The 836-nt window shown below is 22.1% G+C and carries 1 pseudogene; it reads left to right on the forward strand.

The window, feature by feature from the left end:
- Nucleotides 1-107: 107 nt before the first annotated feature.
- Nucleotides 108-836 (forward strand): annotated as a pseudogene (locus AMN84_RS01370) (two-component sensor histidine kinase); the annotation flags it as partial.

Consider the following 836-nt stretch of genomic DNA (forward strand, 5'->3'; position numbering starts at 1 on the left):
ATATATGGTTTAGGTGTTTTGGAAATAAATCTATCACTTTTTCCAGCAGCCAATATAATAAAACAGTTATTCATATATTATGGTAAATTTTAAAGTACTACATTATTATGCTTAAATTTATAAGAAAAAATATTTTTATTATTATAATATTTATAATTACACTTTTTCTTGGTTTTTTAACGTTTTTAACTTTCATAGATAAGAGTTTTATTAAGCTAACAGATGAAAATTTACAATATTTGTTAATATCAAACATTTTATTATTATTATTTTTTTTTTCTATGATTTTTATTGAGATTAAAAATTCTATCAAAAATGAAATAGTAATTGAAGGATCAAGAGCAAATAGGAAGTATATAACTTTCTTTTCTTTATTCACACTAATACCATCTATTTTGATATCAGTTTTTTCCTTATTTTTATTTTCCTTTGCTCTTGAAAAATATTTCGATAAAAAGATTACGACCGCTGTAAACAATTCTTATCAAATAGCTGTAAATTATGTTGAGGAAATAAGAAACAAGATTGAGTCAGATATAGTTTTGGTTGCTTTTGACTTAAATAAAAATATAAAAATTTTTAATGAAAATAAAAAAAAGTTTACTCAATTTTTAAATACGCAAAAAATAGTTCGTGAACTAGATGGTATTTATATGATTGATAATAACGGAAATTTGATTTTAACATCAAGTCAAGATTCAAATCTATACCAATCGCCATCAAAAGAAGCATTGCAAATGGTTTCGAATGATGAAAGGCCACTAAAAATTTTAAATGCATATAAAAATAGATCTGCTGCATTAATGAAACTAACTAATTATCAAAATTTATACATA

Origin of the sequence: Candidatus Pelagibacter communis (genome assembly GCF_001180105.1) — a bacterium.
Lineage (GTDB): Bacteria > Pseudomonadota > Alphaproteobacteria > Pelagibacterales > Pelagibacteraceae > Pelagibacter > Pelagibacter ubique_K.